We start from the raw sequence: 19,131 nt of genomic DNA on the forward strand, positions 1-19,131 counted from the left end.
TCAGAAATACGGAACGATAAACCGAAAGGCACAAAGAACACAGAGCATTTAATTGCTTTCTCTGTGTTTTTTGTGCCTTTTCGCATATTAAATTTACCTCTTTACAAACCCCATGACAAGTTCTACCTCCCCCACCTCACTACGTCCACTATTTACTTTACCCGTCATTGTAGCCGCACTGGGTTATTTTGTGGATGTCTATGACCTGTTACTATTCAATATTGTTCGAGTTCCAAGTCTCAAAGACCTCGGCCTGTCCGAAGCTGACATTTCGCTGGTAGGTGGTAAGATTATCAACTATCAGCAAACGGGTCTGCTGGTGGGCGGCATTTTATGGGGTATCCTGGGCGATAAACGGGGAAGGCTATCTGTCCTTTTTGGGAGCATCATTACCTATTCGCTGGCGAATATTTTCTGTGGTTTTGTTCATGACCCTCAGCTTTATGCCTGGCTTCGGTTTGTAGCGGGCCTGGGTCTGGCAGGGGAGTTAGGAGCAGGTATCACCTTGGTAAGTGAGATTTTACCCCCACGTCTGCGTGGTTATGGTTCGTCGCTGATAGCTGGTGTAGGCTTATTAGGTGCCGTAGTCGCTTATTTTACGGTTACTCTGTTCGACTGGCGGACAACGTACTTCATTGGTGGTGGACTGGGTTTAGGCTTATTACTCCTGCGGGTAAGTGTTCTCGAATCGGGTATGTTCAAGCGTGCCCAGCAGACAGGTGTATCGAGAGGAAATTTCTGGGCCTTATTTCGGGGGAAAAGCCAGATTTTGCGGTATTTCCGTTGCATGGGTATCGCCCTCCCAACCTATCTGGTTATCGGCATTCTGACCACTTTCGGGAATGAATTTGGGAAAGCATTAGGCATTCAGGAAGCTATTCAGCCGGGACGTTGCGTCATGTTTACGTATATCGGCATGGTCGTTGGCGATTTGTTAAGTGGCACATTAAGTCAATGGTTCCAGTCACGCAAGAAAGCCATTGGGCTTATGATGGGCATGGCTTTCTTTTTTGTCGTGATCTACTTATATGCCGGCATTAGCTCAACAGGTACGTTTTATGCCATCTGTGTGGCCATGGGTTTTAGCATCGGCTATATTGCTATGTTCCTGACTATCACAGCCGAAAGCTTTGGCACCAACCTCCGCGCAACCGCCACAACCTCCGTTGCCAATAACGTTCGGGCCACTACGTTGCTCACCATTCCGGCCTTTCAGGCTATGAAACCTTCGTTAGGCGTGATTCAATCTGCCGCTATTGTAGCCATTATCTGTTTTGGGCTTGGCGTATGGTCGTTGCTTACGATGGAGGAAACATTTGGGAAGGAATTGGATTATAGTGAATAGTCCCTCACCCCCAACCCCTCTCCCAGAACGGGAGAGGGGAGAAAATTAATACTCCCAATTTCCGTTCGGCTTGGCTTTGCCGTTCGAGGACCTCTGGCCACTTTTAATGTAGCTGTATATTCTCAAGCCAGTAAAAATAGTCTTTACTGATACATTAGTCGAATAGAAAAGCTAAGCAAGAATATAAGTTAGCCCCTCTCCTGTTTTGGAGTGAGAGGAGGGCAGGCAATTGCTAATCTCTATTACTATTTAATCTAGTTTTAAGCGTCCTGAACCACATCCAATCCGCTATTGTTCAGGAAACAAGTCAGAAACTAACTAGTAGTTTCTCTTTATAGGTTTCTGACCGTTCGTTTGTACATGATATGGACGAGACAAGCTTATAGAGTTGCATATAAAGATCTGTACCGATTGCAACTCACAAGACTAAATGGATATGGAAACAGCATTTACTTTTCCGAAAATAGACGATTTACCCCTTCAATTTCAGTTATCGTTTCGCCCCTTTCTTGCTTTCCTGAAAGCACAACAAAAACAGTGCACATCGGCCGATGGGTTATACGAATTGTACGCGTATTTGATTAGTCAGTTCAGCGCGGCAGTGGCCATTGAGGATGCACATAGTGGGCCTATTGACGAAGCACGATTGAAAGAGCTTTTTCAGTTGGCCACAATAGCCGTTTTACCACTTGATCACTCAAAACGGAACATTGCGTATTCGTTTGGCCTGCCAGTTCCGTTAACGATTTATCATTACTCAAACGCATTTGAGCAGATCGTTCATGAATCGCCGGATTTTCTGCTCACGTTGCCAAATCAGATCCGAAAGCAGGAACGGCAACGGTTTGCCTACCATCTTATTCTAAAGAAATGCTATGGTATTGAGGTAAATAAAGGCAATGGGCCCTCCTTTCGCATTCAAAATAAACAGAACGGTCTGGCGAGGTATTACCAACTAGATATCAATCAGTCGTTTATGGAGCCCCATTTCGATGGGAAATTACCAGCCTTACAACCAGCCTGGGTCGACTTCGTTAAACATGCGACCCCGATCCCTGATGATGTAGAGCCACTGCCACTAGAGGAATTTTCGTTTGAGGGCTTTTCGTTTTTCCTGATGGAAGACGTAACGGAGGCTGAAACCATTCAGCAGTTGCAGGATGTCTTTGCTCACTTACACTCTGATACTGAACCCATTATTTATCAACGTTTTGAGTCGGCCCTTCGCAATCTCTGTGGGCAACCCGATTTACAGATTGGGCTCATATCACTGCCCCAGGTGAATGGGAAGTTTGTATACCACCCCGATGCCAAAACCCGGAGTGTTTTCTTACGCAATACTGACATGCATCTGGACGGTGTTGAAGATCCCAGAGCGCAACAGATGATCACCCAACTGTTCAACAATCCTACTCCACATATTTTCTCTGATTTAAATGGACTCCCCGAAGCGAAACGGCAGGTTTTCCATCAGCAGGGAATTCGGAGTTTTATGTTGTACCCTATCTCGGCCGCCAATGAGGTGTTGGGGATGTTGGAAATGGGAAGTCCAATCGTAGGTGGCTTAAATGAAACCATACTGGCTCGGGTCGAACAAATTATTCCGCTCATTCAGGAATTGCTACGTTACCAACTCAATCAGTTCAATAACAACATAGAGCAACTTATTCGGAAGAAATTTACGTCGCTACAACCTTCAGTAGAATGGAAGTTTTATGAAGCTGCCTGGAAACAACTGAGCCGAAACCCAAACGAGCCAACTGGAAGTGAAACGATACCTGTTCGGTTTCCGCAGGTGTATCCGCTGTATGGTGCCGTCGATATTCGAAACTCATCCATCGAGCGCCACAAAGCGGTTCAGCGGGATTTAGCCGATCAATTAACAGCGATTGACGAAATCTTTTCAAATCCAGACTTTCCATCGAACTGGGATAGACCCGAACAACTTCGGGAAGAGAGTTACCAATGCCAGCACAAGCTTATAGCGGGACTTTCGCCGGAGGATGAGCCAGATGTAACCCTGTTTCTGGAGCAGGAAGTGAATCCCTATTTTCGATCCCTGCTACCCAATTATCCTTCACTAGATGGAGCTATCAGGCGCTATTTTGCACAGATTAACCCAGCCACTGGCTTATTCAATCAGGCACTAAAACGCTATGAGCGAAGCATGGATTGGCTCAATGTGACGGTGAACGAGTACATTGATGCAGAAGAGAAAAAGCTGCAAACCATTTACCCGCATTATTTTGAACGCTATCGTACCGACGGCACGGAATATACAATATTCATCGGTCAGTCGATTGCGCCCAAGCTTGAATTTGATCCGGAAATTAACCACCGATTCTTTCATTGGCAGTTGACATCCATGGTGGAAATGGCCCAGCTAACCCATCGATTATTGCCCATTTTGCCGCTACCCTTACAAACGACTCAGCTAATTTTGGCGCACAATCAACCCGTTGACATCAGTTTCCGGCACGACGAGCGTCGGTTCGATGTAGAGGGATCGTATAGTATTCGCTATGAAGTGCTGAAAAAACGGATAGATAAAGCACTGATCGAAGGTACACAGCAGCGATTGACCCAGCCCGATACCATTGCATTGGTCTATAGTCATCCGTCTGAAATAGCCGATTATCTGCCTTTCATTGCCCAAATGCAGAACAGTGGACAACTACAGCCTAATCTGGAATACCTCGATCTGGAGCCAATGCAGGGCGTTGTTCACCTCAAAGCGTTACGTATTCACATAAACTACAACGAATCCACGCAGGCATGAAACTAGTAGGTAAATCAGGTGCTTGGATTGTGTGGTTAGTAAGTAGTTTTTTCTTCCTGTCGATTGCTTCGGGGCAGTCTGTTCCAGCAGATTCGATCCGGCACCGAATTATTTTGATTGGTGATGCTGGGCGACTACGAAATGGCAAAAATCCGGTCGTTGATGCGGTAAGCGCCCGTTATGATTTTAATAACGCCCGCACTACGCTAGTCTACCTCGGCGACAACGTTTATCCGCACGGATTATCGGATGAGAGCAGTCCCGACCATGATTCGCTGGCAGCTGTATTAAGGTATCAGGCCAAGCCTGGCTTAGCCAGTTCAGGGCAGGGCAAAAAATCGCAGGTATTGTTCATTCCTGGCAATCACGATTGGGCAAAAAGTCATGCAGATGGCTGGGAGCGAATTAAACGACAGGGGCAATGGCTCGACAGTCTGAAGGCTCCCAACATTCGGCTTTTACCCGCCAACGGCTGCCCCGGCCCGGAGGAAATTCCGCTGAGCAACAACTTGGTATTAGTCATTATCGATACGCAATGGTGGCTACACCAATTTAGCAAGCCCGGTCCAGATTCGGATTGCGCCTGCAAAAGTGAAGATGAAGTGATCGCCCGGCTGACTGACATTGCCTATCGCAATAAGGGGAAAGGCATTATTCTGGCTACGCACCATCCGTTTCGCAGCTACGGTATTCACGGTGGATACTACACGATCAAACAGCACATTTTCCCGCTAACGGAGTTTTCTGACAAGCTGTATATTCCTCTGCCGGTCATTGGCTCACTCTATCCATTGGTTCGGGGGGTATTCGGTAATATTCAGGATTTGCCCAACCCGACCTATAAACACATGGTTCGGGTGATGGAAAGCGCGGTTTCGAAAGCGCCAAACGTAGTGTTCGTATCGGGTCACGATCATGCCGTGCAACACATTGTAGATGGCTCCCGCAATTATATCGTCAGTGGTTCAGGCATCAACCGCGAGCGGGTAAAGAATGGGAAACTGGCCAAGTTTGTGAGTGGCGAATGGGGATACGTTGTGCTGGATGAATTGACCAACGGCAAACTAAAGGCGACGTTCTACACAGTGGATGAATCCGCCAAGGCTACCGAAGCACACGATGCCACGCTCTTTACAATCCCGCCAAGTGCGGATTCGTCGAGTACAGCTACAAAACAGGAAAGTTTACAGCGTTCAAGTTGGCCCGACAGTGTTCGATTGGCCATTGTGCCTGCTTATGACAGCGTAGGTCGAATTCAGCGCTGGCTACTCGGCAACAACTACCGTACTGAGTGGGCCACACCTGTTAATCTGCCGGTTTTTGATATAACCCGTACCAATGGTGGATTTAAAATTCTCCAGCGGGGCGGTGGTCAGCAAACAAAATCGTTACGACTCGAAGACGCCAGTGGTCGGGAGTGGGTGTTACGGAGTATCCAAAAAGATCCAGCGAACGCTTTACCAGCCGCCTTGCGCGAAACAATTGCCAAAGACGTATTGCAGGATGAAATTTCGGCGGGCTATCCATTCGCGCCCTTAGTTGTACCTACGTTGGCGCAGGTTGCCGGCGTACCACACGCTAATCCCAGGCTCGTGTACGTCCCCGACGATCCGGCACTGGGCATCTATCAAGCCGATTTTGGGAAAACGGTTTGTCTTTTCGAGGAGCGTAGCCCCGGCGATGGCAAGTCGATCAGCACCGTAAAAGTCCTTGAAGCGCTGGAAAAAGACAATGACAATCAAGTCGATCAAAAGGCTTTTTTACGGGCTAGAATGCTCGATTTGTTCATCGGCGATTGGGATCGCCACGAAGATCAGTGGCGTTGGGGAAGTCATAAAACGGCAACCGGAAAAGAATTCTTCCCTATCCCTCGTGATCGCGATCAGGTTTTTTTCAGGACAGATGGACTTTTGCCTTCTATTGCTTCATTGCCCTGGCTGCAACCTAAATTTCAGGGATTTACGACCAAACTCGCTAACGTAGACGGCTTTATGTTCAATGGCCGCTACGTAGATCGTATGTTTCTGAACGAACTGGATGTCCAGGACTGGATGAATGGGATTACCACTTTGCGCGATTCACTGACAGACAGTGTGCTGCAACGAGCCATTAGTCAGTTACCCGATACGATTCAGAAGGAGTCGGGCAATAAGATATTGGAAACGCTCAAGATCAGACGGGGCTGGCTGCTGGAAAAAGGCCTTGACTATTATCGGTTCATTTCTAAAGCGGTCGATATTCCCGGCTCCGATAAAACAGACTTATTCCGCATCGAAAATCTGGACGACGATCATGTGGAGGTTTCGGTGTTTAAGGTTTCTAAAGATGGCTCGCTGGCACAGCGGTTCTATCATCGCCTATTCGATGCATCGGTTACTGACGAGATTCGCTTGTATGGGCAGAAAGGTGATGATCGTTTTGAGGTCAAGGGGCCCGAAGCGGCTAGCATCAAGGTACGGTTGATTGGTGGCAAAGGAACCGATGCGTTCACTGTAGAAGGCCATCCCGGTAAGCCGCTCATTTACGATTTGAGTACAGAAGACAACGTACTACCCGACCGAAATCTGGCAAAGCTGCACCTATCGACTGACAAAGTAGTGAATCAGTATGATCCACACTCGTTCAAGTACGATATCGTAGCGCCCTTAGCTACAGCGGGTTATAATCTAGATGATGGTCTATTGTTGGGCGCAGGTGTTCAGTGGACAAAGCAGAGCTTTCGGAAGTCGCCTTATGCGGCTATGAATCGCTTGATGGTTACGCGTTCGCTGGCTACAGATGCCATGTCGATCAAATATGACGGAATCTTCACCGATTTCATTGGTAAGAATGATTTGTGGATCAACGCCTTATCGAAAGCACCCGATAACGTAACTAACTTTTTTGGACTGGGAAACGAAACAGTTTACGACAAAGCCAACCGAATCCGCTACTACCGAACTCGCTATAATCTGATTAACGTATCGGCGTTACTGAAGCGGAAGTTGGGCGAGCATATGTCCATGTCGATTGGACCGATCTTTCAGCGATTTACGCTGGATTTGGACGACAACAAAGGCCGATTTATTCAAGATTATCTGGCTCAGATTCCAGACCCGAACCAATTCAAACTTCGGGAGAGTTACGGTGGGTTACAGGCAGGTCTTGTCGTCGACAATCGAAATAAACCTGTGCAGCCGTCCAGAGGATTTTACTGGAACACAACGTTGCTGGGACTTCAGGGATTTAGTCAGCGAACCAGTCACTTTACGCAACTTCGCTCCGACATGGCGATTTACACCAGCTTCAGCCAGTCGGCTCGCTTTGTGATGGTCAATCGAATTGGCGGAGGTGTGACGTTTGGTAATCCAGCCTTTTATCAGCTATTGTACCTGGGTGGTCAGGATAACCTGCGGGGGTTCCGTACGTATCGTTTTGCGGGTAATCAGCTATTTTATTATAACTTGGAAGCCCGGCTCAAACTGCTAGATTTTCGGTCGTTTTTGTTTCCGGGAAGCGTTGGTCTCGTGGCTTTTAACGACCTGGGACGCGTATGGCTGAAGGGTGAAGATTCCAAAAAATGGCACGATGGCTACGGGGGCGGCCTATACGTAACGCCTGCAAGTTTGCTCGTTGTGGCAGCCACGGTTGGTTTTTCCGACGAAGGAGCGCTACCTTACATATCACTTGGTTTTCGGTTTTGATTTTATCCTTCCCTTTATGGCTGCTAGCCTTTTACCTCAAATTGAAGCGCATGTTATTCATTATTTCGAAAAACATGTCCGGCCAGAACTGACGTTTCATAACCTCACGCACACGCAGGAAGTCGTTCAGGCCACCGATCAAATAGCCCGACACTATCAGCTTTCTGAAGCCGACTACCTGGCGGTGATGGCTGCGGCCTGGTTTCATGACACAGGTTATTTAGATGGATCGCCCGAAGGCCATGAGGAGCGGAGTGCAGACATCGCTGCAAAATTCTTACAGCATCAGGATCAACCAGCAGCGCTGATAAAGTCGGTAAAGCACTGCATTCGGGCAACCAAAGTGCCGCAAGCACCCCAAAACCTACTCGAAGAAATCATCTGCGATGCCGACCTTTTTCATCTTGGCAGCGACGACTACAACAGTAGACAGAAACAACTGCGGAAAGAACTGGAGAAGGTGAGTGGAACCGACATTTCGGGCAGCGACTGGCGACAGCAAAACATCGACCTGCTGTCAACCCACAAGTATTTTACCGTTTATGCTCAGACGCTCTTAAATAAAAGTCAGGCCGATAACCTTCGTCGTTTGCAGGAAAAACAGGCAGAGAAAACGGGAACGCCCATCCCCGAAACAGAACCCACAGCCGAGTCAATCGAACAACCCTCAACCGGGTCAGCCGAACGGCCTGTGATACTAGAAACCCCTCCGAGCGACAAGAAGAAAAATAAAGACGGCAAGTCTGAACGGGGCATCGAAACCATGTTTCGAACCACCTCAACCAATCATTTGCGATTGAGCGAAATTGCGGATACAAAGTCGAACATCATGATTTCAGTAAACTCAATCACGGTGTCGGTACTGGTGTCTATACTCCCCCGTCGGATTGAGGAAAACCCGGCCTTGATTGTACCAACGGCCATGTTTCTAACAACATCGCTACTGACGATCATTTTTGCCATCTTAGCCACCCGACCCAACATAACGCAGGGCACGTTTAGCCATGAAGATATCCAGCAGAAAAAGGGCAACCTGTTGTTCTTTGGCAATTTCCACCGAATGAGTCTGGGCGAATTTGAGTGGGGTATTCAGGAGTTGATGCAGGATAGCAACTACCTATACAGCAGCATGACCCGCGACATTTACTATTTAGGACTGGTGCTGGCCAAAAAATACAAATTGCTGCGAATAGCCTATAGCATCTTCATGTTTGGCTTTGTGATGTCAATTCTTGCCTTTCTTGTCGTGTTTCTACTATTCGACAAAAACAAATAGGGCATCTTATGGCTCTTTTCGCAACGCCCGTGTATTTCGATCGGGACTTAAGCTGGCTTAGTTTCAACGAGCGTATCCTACAGGAAGCCGCCAATCCGGCAGTGCCCCTGTACGAGCGGATTCGCTTTCTGGCTATTTTTTCGTCGAATCTTGATGAGTTTTCCCGCGTTCGGGTTCCTGCTCTTCTAGCCATTCACGCACCCGGCGAGTCGTATGAAGAAATCGCCGATTCGACACGCTGGCAAGCTGTTCAGGATACGTTACAGCGGCAGCTAACTATGTTTGGTCAAGTACTAACTGGCCAACTGCTTCCCTTACTGGATCAGCACAAGATTCATGTGTACTATCGGGAAGAATTACCGGATTCATATCATTCAGTCCTCAGCGAGTACTTCTACAGTCGGGTTCTGGCTTTTCTGCAACCCGTCTGGCTCACAAATGATCCTGGCAAAACTCTGTTTTTAGAAGACAGCGCATCTTATTTTGTGGTGGCACTGGAAAAAAACCACCAGCCTGGTGTCACGCAATACGTTCTGCTGAATATTCCTCGTGGACAATTGCCCCGATTTCTAGTTCTCTCTCCTACCGATGACAGACAGGCCATTGTTTTTTTAGATGATATTATTCGGCAGCAGTTGTCGATTGTTTTTCCAGATTGTTTCATTCAGGGCAGTTACAGCTTTAAAATCAACCGGGATGCCGACTCCAGTATTCATGACGAAGAAGTTGGCGAGATCGATCAGAAAGTTGCCAACATGATCGATATGCGGGAACGAGGTTTGCCCAGCCGTTTCCTGTTCGATGCGACCATGCCCGTTGAGCTACGTAATTTCCTGGCAAACTATTTTGCACTAAGTGATCAGGAAATGATTGAGGGTGGCCGCTACCATAACCTGCGCGATCTGGATCAGTTACCCAACCCCAGCGGGCTTTCTCTCACATTTCCGCCCCAACCTCCTTCACCCCATCGCGCCCTGCAAGGAGACAAGTCTATTTTTGATCGGCTGGCCCAAAAGGATTACCTGTTACATTTTCCGTATCAGTCCTACAACCACATCCTGCGTTTCTTCAACGAAGCGGCCATAGATCCTTATGTCAGTGAGATTTATGTTTCGCTCTATCGGGTAGCATCCGATTCGTTCATCGTTAATGCTCTGATGAGTGCGGCCAGAAATGGAAAGAAGGTGACCGTGTTTGTGGAACTAAAAGCCCGTTTCGATGAAGCCAATAACCTGAAATGGGCGAAGCGAATGAAAGCGGCTGGCATTCATTTGATATACAGCATACCATCGCTAAAAGTACATGCTAAAACGGCGCTAATTAAGCGAAAATCAGGGTTAACTATCCAGCATTATGGCCTGGTGGCAACGGGTAATTTCAACGAAAGCACGGCCCGTTTTTATACCGATCACGTACTGCTGACCAGTCATTCGGGCATAACACAAGAGTTAGATTTGCTATTTGCCTACCTGCGAAATCGCGAACTACCAACGAATTATCCCTTTCTTTCCTTTCAGCATTTACTAGTATCTCAGTTCAATTTGATGGATCGTTTCCTGGCGCTGATCGACCGGGAGATTGCGCATAAGCAAGCCGGTCATCCGGCCCGAATCGTTATCAAATTGAATAATTTGCAGGAAAAGACGATGATCGATAAGCTCTACGAAGCTAGTCGGGCGGGCGTTCCGATTGATCTGATCGTACGGAGTATCTGTTGTCTGGTTCCGGGTGTTCCAGGGCTTAGTGAGACAATTACTGTCCGACGTATCGTAGACCGCTATCTGGAACACGGGCGGGTTTTCATTTTCCACAATAATGGCCAACGGGAAATCTATCTCGGTTCAGCAGACTGGATGAACCGGAACCTCCACCACCGTATCGAAGTCTGCTGTCCGATTTATGATCCAGTTTTACAGGATGAAATGCAGGCCATCATCGACCTACAATTGGCCGACAACCAACAAGCCAGGTTGATCGACAGCAATCTGGAAATGATTCCCGTGCCAGATCAATCCAAACAGCTACGTTCACAACAAGCTATTTATACGTGGCTTGCCGAGCGTTCGGTTGGCTAGCTTTTATAGGAAATATTCATCTGCTTTTGTCATTTCGACGCAGGAGAAATCTCAAGCTTGACTATTGCGAAACTTGAGATTTCTCCTGCGTCGAAATGACAAAAACCAATCAGTTTCAATAGATTTTGGCAACAGGTTCATTATAAAGCAGGCCGCTTATCAAACCACGGCCTCTCCTGCTCCAGTTGTCCCGCGAGTCGGAACAAAGTTGCTTCCTCGCCGAGTTTAGCCGCGAACATAACCCCAATGGGCAGTCCATCAGGTGACCAATGTAAGGGCACCGACATGGATGGTTGGCCGGTCATGTTTGTGATGACTGTAAATGAAATATAGCCTAATGACCGTTCGGCCAGATCATTTACGGTTTTGCTGCCTTTAAGGTATTTCAGCCCCCCAAACGAGTCAACCAGTTTGAGCAGACGTTCTTCCGATGCTTTGTTTTGAAACGTACCGATTTCGATAGGCGGACGTGGTAAAGTGGGTGTCAAAAACAGATCATAGGTTTCGTGGAGTTGACCCATGCTCCGATTCAGCGTATTCCAGCGACGTTTCTGAAAGGCAGCATCGGCTGATGAAAACCCTTCGGCCAGCCGCGACTGCGCCCAGGTGTTTAGCTCAACATCCTCCCGTCGAACAGGGCGACCCAGATAGCCCCCCAGCTCTCGAAGTACAGCCGCCGTTTCACTGAGCACATTCACAAAAAAAGCTTCTGTTACAATCGTTTTCTCGTAAGGCAAAGGAATCTCTTCAACTGTATGACCCAGGCTCTCAAGCAAACGGGCTGTTTCCTGAACTGCTTTAACGCATTCCGGATCGGTGGTTTGTGAAGGCATTAGCGATTGTGTCGAGAATGCAATTCGCAATTTACCTGGCCCACGGCCAACCTCCTGTAAAAATGGGCGTTCGGGTGGAGCAATTGTGTATGGGTCACCCGCCATTGAGCCTGCAATCGCATCCAGAAAACCCGCACTATCACGGACACTACGAGTCAGGACATGGCCAGCTACTGCTCCGTTCCACAACTCACCAAACTTGGGGCCTAGTGTAATACGTCCCCGCGAAGGTTTTAATCCGAACAGCCCACAGCACGCAGCCGGAATTCGAATCGATCCTCCCCCATCTGTAGCCGTTGCCGCCGGAACAATGCCAGCCGCCACCGCCACCGCTGACCCACCACTCGATCCACCCGGCGAGTGCGTCAGTTTCCAGGGATTATGGGCTGGCCCGTAGAGTTTCGATTCTGTGTAAGGCGTCAGGCCAAATTCAGGGGTGTTCGTTTTTCCAAAAAAGATCAAACCCGCAGCTTTCAACCGCTTGATCACTTCGCTGTCACTCGTAGATACGTAATTGGCATATCCTCTGCACCCAGACTTCATTGGCGTCCCAGCCCATTCGAGTTCCAGGTCTTTTAGTAGAAACGGCACACCCCGAAACGGCCCCGAAGCGGGCAACTGCTCAGCCATCTCACGGCCTTTGTCGTACAAAGGCGTGACAATGGCATTGAGCCTTGGATTCACTTCCTCGGCACGGGCAATAGCCGTTTCCAGCAATTCAGCAGGCGTAACCTCGCCTTTTTGAACGAGCTCGGCTAGGGCCGTCGCATCGTGCTTGACGTATTCTTCGAAAGGCAGAGTTTGGGAGCGAGAAGTTTGCATAGAAGTTTAGGAGTTGTAGGAATGATAGCGCAAGGCTCTAGCCTTGTGCTGACTATTCTCCGGCCTCTGGCCGGATTAGTATATCATATCGGCCAGAGGCCGGGTAATAATCGGCACAAGGCCAGAGCCTTGCGCCATTCTGCACCATTACTGCTTAGCTACAGCCACGCCAATTTTTGAATCAGCCGTACCGTAATACAAAAACCAGCGACTATGAAACGGCACCATGCCTTCCAGGAAAACGACCTGATTAACTTGTCCCTGCGTTTCGTACGGCTGATCGGGCTTAATAAAGTGAGCTTCCGATCGGTCGATTAGCTTGGTTGGATCTTGGGCATTAAATAACAGTTGCCCACCCGCATAGGCACCTTCGGGAAGGTTTACATCGCCGTTTTTAATATCGTTCATACCATTGTAAATCAATAAAATACCCTCTTTTGTTAGCATGGCATAAGGGCCCGGCTCAATCAGACGATAGTCGTGTTTACCCTTCCGCGATTCTGCTGCAACGACTGGTTTGCCGCCATCAGTTTCGAGGGGCGACCAATGCAGAAGATCGTCGGAGGTGGCTAGGCGAAGTTGAGGCTGATCCCCCCAATACATCCAGTATTTGCCGTTGATTTTCTGTGCCACAAACCGACTCCCAACCCGTTTGCAGACAATAGCACCCGATTTCGACCAACTGTTTCGGTACTTACCATTCTCAAATTGATCGAAAGCCAGGCCTTGTTTTTGCCAGTCGGTCAGGTTTCGCGATGTGGCCACACAGAGTCGGGCTTTGTCGCCATCGTATGCCGTGTAGGTCATCACATAGACGCCATTCGGACTTTCTACAATACGTGGATCTTCACAGCCACCCTCCCATTCGTAGACTTTCATGGCATCGTTATTGGGATAAAAAACTGGTTTCGGCATTCGCTTAAAATGAATACCATCGGTGCTAACCGCCAACCCCAATCGAGACGTACCACCCACTCGCCGAACAGTATCTTCGGCCCGGTAAACCATATACACTTTGTTATTGCGAACCACCGCTGTTGGGTTATACACGTCTTTCTCTTCCCAGCGGATGGTTTGGTGCCGCACTGGACAGTCAAATGTGGTATTTGTTTTAGCCGCTAAAATTGGGTTATCGGTGTTTAATTTCTGGAATGGCCCTAACATCCAGGGCTTTTCCGCTTTTGACTGAGCCTGTACTAGACTCGGCAAAAGCAGTAATAGTAGCGATAAGCGCTTTATCATCGATAAACGTAATAAGATTTGCTTGTAAAGGCAGAAGAAGGTAATGAGCTACTAATTCGATGTAAGAAAGGCTCCGTTCTCACTCATTTCGCCACTACTTTTTTACCTAATTTATGTTCCGAGACCAGTTCATCATGTCCTTCATGAGGTGGTTTTGTCAACTGTCCACCAAACCATCGTGCCCGTTGCTCGCGACTGGATGAGCCATCGATCCGTGCATCATCTAACTCCAGCAGGCGAATGCCGCCCGGATGATCAAATGTAGGTTCCTCGTAAACGATCTCTAAGCCAACCCAGGACAGATACTCATTGAGTTTGGTTTCGAGCGGCTCGTTACCAAAAATGCACAGGTCATAATACCAATCCAGCGATTCACCAGCAACCGTTTCAGTTACGGCCCGATAGTCCTCAAGTGTATACCCGACGAATGGTTTGCCAAATTGCTCCCACATGATTCGCATCACATTATCTAGGGATCGGGCATGGTTAGTAAGTCTACGAATGTGCAAATCTAGAATTAGCGCAGCTATAGACCCTTTATGATACACCGACACTTTTCGGTCAGGAACACCCTTATCATAGCCATCGAGCCACAAATCCCAGGACGATTCGGTGAGCGACTGGAATGCCCGGCCATTGTTTTCGAAGTGTCGTTTAAACAATACCTGAAGCTCTTTCAGATACGCTTCGTCGGAGAAGACATTCGATTGCCGAAGCATTAAATCACCGTAGTAAGTTGTCACGCCTTCAGCCACAAAGCAGGTTGTGAAGTAGTTTTCCTTTGTGAAATCATAAGGAAGCAATTCGACTGGTCGAATGCGGATGATGTTCCAGGCATGAAATAATTCGTGCGACGATACGCCCAATAAATCCTGGTACAGCCCTTCCCCTTCGTCATTTGGCCCAAGCACCAATACTGTCGAGTTGCGATGCTCAACGCCATGATAGTACGGTACGGGTAAAATCAGCGTTAGAAAATGATAGGCTTTTTCGGGAAATTCGCCGTAGAGATCAAGTTGCGTCTGCGAAAACCGACTGAAATCATGCACAATCCGCTCGGCATCAAAAGTAGGATCGCCATCCGTCCGGCGTCCTCCCTGAATCCAAACGTGGAACGGCGTCCCTCCTACCTCATACTGAATATGCTGAATAACAGGCGCAGCGATAAGTGGGCAATCGACTAATTCATAAAAATCAGCAGCCTGAAGTGTTTTTCCATCTGTTTGCTCCAAACCACAGGCAATTGTCCAGCCATCAGGAATGGCTAATTCCAGCGTACAAGGGTCATTAATGCGTCCCTCTGCATACAAACACAGGTTCACGGGGTTTACATAGAGCAATGTTTCGCTGATGAAGCTACTGCCCGCGTTCAATTGATTTGGTGTGGGCAGCAACGCATAATAATTATATAGGACAGTCAGTTTGGTTGCACCATTTGCTTGCACGTACCAACGGTCTTTTGTAATCTTCCGAAACGGGAGCGGATTTCCCTGCCCATCGACAACCGTAAATCGCTGAATATTTTTGGCAAACTGCTGTAACTCATATCGCCCTGGTCGCCAGGCGGGCAATTGCAATTCCACACCTTCCGTAGTAATGTCGGTTAGAGTGGCTTCGATGGCTATATAGTGAGGAATCTGAGGATCAGGCGCTAAGCGATAATGCATAATTTGAAAAAGAAGAGAATGATTCAACGACGACAATCGCCGAAAAAAGTACAGTTACCTAAAGTAACGCTCAATATATCAAATCGTTTTTACAAAAATCGGCTTGTTAAACTGCACATATTCACCTATCTTTGCGGACTCATTTCGAAAAATAAGAGTTTTTAGGCAAGATAGATCATGAAAAGAACGTACCAACCATCGAATCGGAAGCGGAAAAACAAACACGGCTTCCGTGAGCGGATGGCTAGTGCCAATGGCCGTCAGGTTTTGGCTCGCCGTCGTGCCAAAGGTCGCCACAAACTGACCGTCTCGGACGAGAAAAAAGGCGAACGCTTTAAAATTTAATTAGTTTGTAAGTAGTCAAGTTGTAAGTTAATAAGTGGCTAATTAGTACTCACTTATTAACTTACAACTTGACTACTTACGACTTTTATACCTATTATGCCGCAAACCTTCCCAAAATCAGAACGGCTTTGCAGCAAGAAAATTCTCGGTGAATTATTTAAAAAGGGTAGTGCGACCGTTGGGACGTTCTACCTTTTTCCATTTAGGGTGCTCTACCTCCCCCAGCCCGAATCTCTTCCTGAAAGCAACGTTTTGTTTCCCGCTATTGTCATTACCGTACCGAAGCGAATCTTTAAGCGTGCCGTTGATCGTAATCTTATTCGCCGACGGGTGCGGGAAGCTTATCGGCTCAATAAACACCTGTTCAGTCAGGAAAAACCCATACCTGGATATATAGCCTTTCTTTATACCGCAAAACAGATAATTTCGTTTGAAGAGATAGAAAAAGGTATGAAATTAGCTATAGCAAAATGTAAAGTGAAAAATGTAGAGTGAAGAATACCTTCTGTCAACTCTTCAGCATTCATTGTACATTTTCCATTATACATTCTTCACTCAAAAGCTCCTATGCGCTTCTCTAAACGCCTTACACTTTTAGCCTCGTCAGCGCTGGTAGCGGGTGGCATTGGTTTCTTTTCGTTTAAAAACGACGACCGTTTTTTCGAAATCGCGCGTAACCTCGACATCTACGCGACGCTCTTCAAAGAATTAAATCTATATTATGTAGATGAGATCAACCCGAACCGGATGGTCAAAACCAGCATTGATGGGATGCTGAAAGCCCTCGATCCGTATACCAACTTTTTTGCGGAAGACGAAATCGAGGACTACATGACCATGACCACGGGTCGTTACAACGGCATTGGCGCACTGATTGGCCAGCGTCAGGGAAAGAGTATTGTATTGATGGTGTATGAAGGCACACCCGCAGAAAAATCAGGGCTTCAGATTGGCGACGAGGTTATCAAGATTGATGGCGTCGATATAAAAGCACGGAAGGAAGCTGATCCGGGTAAGTTGCTGAAAGGCCAGAATAATACTGCAGTGAAACTGACCGTCCAGCGGTATGGCGAGAAAAACCCGGTAGAGCTCAGTGTCATTCGCGATGTTGTGAAAATGACCAATGTGCCCTATTACGGCATGGTTTCCGAAGATGTTGGCTACATCGATCTAAAAGATTTCACGGCAACAGCTTCTCGTGAAGTTCGCACAGCGTTTCAGGAGTTGAAGGGCAAGGGCATGAAAAAACTCATTCTCGATGTTCGGGAGAACCCAGGCGGATTGCTCAATATGGCTATCGACATCTGTAATACGTTCATCCCGAAAGATTCTGAAGTTGTTACGACCAAAGGCAAAGTGACTGAATGGAATAAAACCTACACGGCTCTGAACCCACCGTTAGACCTCGAAATGCCGATTATTGTGTTGACGAACAACCATAGCGCATCAGCTGCCGAAATTGTGTCTGGCGTAATTCAGGATTATGACCGGGGCGTTTTGATCGGTCAGCGCACCTACGGAAAGGGACTTGTACAAACCACCCGCGAGTTATCGTTCAACACCAAGCTGAAAATCACAACCGCTAAATACTACATTCCAAGCGGACGGTGCATTCAGGCCATTGATTATAGCCACCGCAATCCTGACGGCAGCGTTGGTAAAATTCCCGATTCACTCAAAACGGCTTTTAAAACCAAAGCTGGACGTGTAGTCTATGACGGTGGCGGTGTTCTGCCCGATGTAGTCATTGAAGCACAAACCCCGACACCTATTGCACTGAGTTTGACAAACAAAGGGCTGATTTTCGATTATGCCGTGAAATATCGTCACGACCACCCAACGATTAAGCCTGCCCGCGAATTTCGCCTGACGGACGCTGAATATGCAGACTTTGCGAAGTGGGTTGCTGATAAAGAATACGATTACACGACGCAGGTTGAAAAAGATCTCGGCACCCTTGAAGCTTCGGCGAAGAAAGAAAAATATTTTGATCAGATTCAGGATCAGCTCAAGTCGCTCAAGACCAAGATGTCGCACAGCAAAGACGCTGACCTGAATACTTTCAAACCTGAGATTCGGACATTACTAGAGCAGGAAATTGCGGGGCATTATTATCTGCAACGTGGTCTGAAAGAGTCATCCTTCGCCACCGATCCTGAAATGAAAGCCGCTCTCGACTTATTTAAAGACATGGGTCGGTACTCAACCATCTTAAAAGGAAAATAGTGTGGTGTCGGTTTCTCAAAACCGACACCTGTATTAACGTGTCGGTTTTGAGAAACCGACACCACTGAAAATGTCCCTAATTCTATCGTTAGATACGTCTACTGCTTCCTGTTCTGTTGCTCTCCATCGTGATGGCCTCTTGCTAGGTTGTTATGAACTCTTTACCGAGCGAACATCGGCAGCTATGCTCACAACACTCATTGGCGATGTCGTGAAGCAAGCTGGTTATGAGCTGACTCAGTTAGACGCAATTGCGGTGGCTAAAGGTCCAGGTTCTTACACCGGCTTACGTATTGCCGTATCGACCGCCAAAGGGCTGTGTTTCGCGTTAGATAAGCCCTTATTGGCTATTAATACGCTGGCGGGCATGGCCGAACAGGTTCGTGCGTATTTCCCGGTCACATACACCCTCTGTCCAATGATTGACGCCCGTCGCATGGAAGTGTATTGTGCGCTTTACAATACAAATGGGCAGGAGCTTCAGTCAACATCCGCGCAGATTATTGACGAACATTCGTTCAGTTTCTGGCTCTCTCAGGGGCCAGTTGTTTTCTTCGGCGATGGAGCCGCCAAATGCCGAGCGCTCATAGGCGAACAACCAAACGCCATTTTTCCAGACGTAAATGTAGTACCCTCCGCCCGCACCATTGGGCAACTAGCGATCTCCGCTTTTGCGGAAGGTCCCCTTGAGAATCTGGCTACCTTCGAGCCATTCTATCTAAAAGATTTCATGACTACGCAGCCCAAAAAGCTAGTGCTTTAGGAAAGTGCGTATCGTCCTACCCTCATTTGCAGCAGAATAGACTCTGCCTGTTAGTTCGTACAAATCCGCTAAATC

General features: G+C 47.7%; 12 protein-coding genes. 9 read left to right on the plus strand and 3 right to left on the minus strand.

Going from position 1 to position 19,131, the window contains the following annotated elements:
- Window positions 1-112: 112 nt before the first annotated feature.
- From GO755_RS15660 to ppk1, 5 genes are all read left to right on the plus strand, one after another.
- Window positions 113-1,345 (plus strand): MFS transporter, encoded by a 1,233-nt coding sequence (locus GO755_RS15660; RefSeq protein ID WP_157586115.1) that lies wholly within the window; start codon window positions 113-115, stop codon window positions 1,343-1,345.
- A 436-nt stretch (window positions 1,346-1,781) separates the two neighbouring features.
- Window positions 1,782-4,124 (plus strand): GAF domain-containing protein, encoded by a 2,343-nt coding sequence (locus GO755_RS15665; protein ID WP_157586116.1) that lies wholly within the window; start codon window positions 1,782-1,784, stop codon window positions 4,122-4,124.
- A complete protein-coding gene (locus GO755_RS15670) occupies window positions 4,121-7,807 on the plus strand; it encodes a BamA/TamA family outer membrane protein (protein WP_157586117.1) in 3,687 nt (1,228 codons plus the stop codon). The genes GO755_RS15665 and GO755_RS15670 overlap by 4 nt, the downstream gene beginning before the upstream one ends.
- A gap of 16 nt (window positions 7,808-7,823) precedes the next feature.
- Window positions 7,824-9,083 carry a Pycsar system effector family protein gene (locus GO755_RS15675; protein WP_157586118.1) on the plus strand — a complete coding sequence of 420 codons (1,260 nt, stop codon included), beginning with the start codon at window positions 7,824-7,826 and terminating at the stop codon, window positions 9,081-9,083.
- 8 nt (window positions 9,084-9,091) lie between these two features.
- Entirely contained in the window at window positions 9,092-11,158 is a 2,067-nt protein-coding gene (gene ppk1 / locus GO755_RS15680) for a polyphosphate kinase 1 (RefSeq protein WP_157586119.1), read from the plus strand.
- 140 nt (window positions 11,159-11,298) lie between these two features.
- Here ppk1 and GO755_RS15685 read toward each other — a convergent pair whose 3' ends face one another.
- The 3 genes from GO755_RS15685 to GO755_RS15695 form a co-directional block, all read right to left on the minus strand.
- Entirely contained in the window at window positions 11,299-12,813 is a 1,515-nt protein-coding gene (locus GO755_RS15685) for an amidase (RefSeq protein WP_157586120.1), read from the minus strand.
- A 147-nt stretch (window positions 12,814-12,960) separates the two neighbouring features.
- On the minus strand, window positions 12,961-14,055 hold the full coding sequence (locus GO755_RS15690) for a glycoside hydrolase family 130 protein (RefSeq protein WP_157586121.1): 1,095 nt from the start codon (window positions 14,053-14,055) through the stop codon (window positions 12,961-12,963).
- 83 nt (window positions 14,056-14,138) lie between these two features.
- The gene (locus GO755_RS15695) at window positions 14,139-15,722 is read right to left on the minus strand and encodes a M61 family metallopeptidase (RefSeq protein ID WP_157586122.1); all 1,584 of its coding nucleotides are present in this window, start codon (window positions 15,720-15,722) and stop codon (window positions 14,139-14,141) included.
- Window positions 15,723-15,899: 177 nt separating this feature from the next.
- Here GO755_RS15695 and rpmH point away from each other — a divergent pair, with 177 nt between their 5' ends.
- The 4 genes from rpmH (at window position 15,900) to tsaB (ending at window position 19,056) form a co-directional block, all read left to right on the plus strand.
- On the plus strand, window positions 15,900-16,067 hold the full coding sequence (gene rpmH, locus GO755_RS15700; RefSeq protein ID WP_046576258.1) for a 50S ribosomal protein L34: 168 nt from the start codon (window positions 15,900-15,902) through the stop codon (window positions 16,065-16,067).
- Window positions 16,068-16,163: 96 nt separating this feature from the next.
- The gene (locus GO755_RS15705; protein ID WP_157586123.1) at window positions 16,164-16,562 is read left to right on the plus strand and encodes a ribonuclease P protein component; all 399 of its coding nucleotides are present in this window, start codon (window positions 16,164-16,166) and stop codon (window positions 16,560-16,562) included.
- A gap of 72 nt (window positions 16,563-16,634) precedes the next feature.
- Entirely contained in the window at window positions 16,635-18,293 is a 1,659-nt protein-coding gene (locus GO755_RS15710; protein WP_157586124.1) for a S41 family peptidase, read from the plus strand.
- A 70-nt stretch (window positions 18,294-18,363) separates the two neighbouring features.
- Entirely contained in the window at window positions 18,364-19,056 is a 693-nt protein-coding gene (gene tsaB / locus GO755_RS15715; RefSeq protein WP_157586125.1) for a tRNA (adenosine(37)-N6)-threonylcarbamoyltransferase complex dimerization subunit type 1 TsaB, read from the plus strand.
- The last annotated feature ends 75 nt before the right edge of the window (window positions 19,057-19,131 follow it).

Origin of the sequence: Spirosoma arboris, from assembly GCF_009754945.1 — a bacterium.
Lineage (GTDB): Bacteria > Bacteroidota > Bacteroidia > Cytophagales > Spirosomataceae > Spirosoma > Spirosoma arboris.